General features: G+C 68.8%; 1 pseudogene. It reads left to right on the top strand.

The window, feature by feature from the left end:
• Positions 1-874, top strand: a pseudogene (locus tag G3I78_RS46355) (alpha-1,4-glucan--maltose-1-phosphate maltosyltransferase); the annotation flags it as partial.

Genomic DNA, 874 nt, shown 5'->3' with positions numbered 1-874 from the left:
CCCCCGATCCACCCGATCGGCACGACCTTCCGCAAGGGCCGCAACAACACCCTCTCCGCCGGCCCCGACGACGTCGGCGTGCCCTGGGCCATCGGCTCCCCCGAGGGCGGCCACGACGCCGTCCACCCCGGCCTGGGCACCCTGGAGGACTTCGACTGGTTCGTCCACCAGGCCACGGGCCACGGCCTGGAGATCGCCCTGGACTTCGCCCTCCAGTGCTCCCCCGACCACCCCTGGGTCCACAAGCACCCCGAGTGGTTCCACCACCGCGCCGACGGCACCATCGCCTACGCCGAGAACCCCCCGAAGAAGTACCAGGACATCTACCCCATCGCCTTCGACGCCGACCTGGACGGCCTGATCGCCGAGACCCTGCGGGTGCTGCGGCACTGGATGGACCACGGCGTGCGGATCTTCCGGGTCGACAACCCCCACACCAAACCGGTGGTGTTCTGGGAACGCGTGATCGCCGACATCAACGCCACCGACCCGGACGTGATCTTCCTGGCCGAGGCGTTCACCCGCCCCGCGATGATGCACACCCTGGCCCAGATCGGCTTCCAGCAGTCCTACACCTACTTCACCTGGCGCACCACCAAACAGGAACTCACCGACTACCTCACCGACCTGTCGGGCGAGTCCGCGGCCTACATGCGGCCCAACTTCTTCGCCAACACCCCCGACATCCTGCACGCCTTCCTCCAGCACGGCGGCCGCCCCGCGTTCGCCCTGCGCGCGGTCCTGGCCGCGACCCTCTCCCCGACCTGGGGCATCTACTCCGGCTACGAACTCGCCGAGCACACCCCCCTGCGCGCGGGCAGCGAGGAATACCTCGACTCCGAGAAGTACCAGCTCAAAACCCGCGACTGGGACA

Source organism: Streptomyces sp. SID13726, assembly GCF_010548375.1.
Classification (GTDB): Bacteria; Actinomycetota; Actinomycetes; order Streptomycetales; family Streptomycetaceae; genus Streptomyces.
This window is presented reverse-complemented; position numbering and strand designations above follow the sequence as displayed.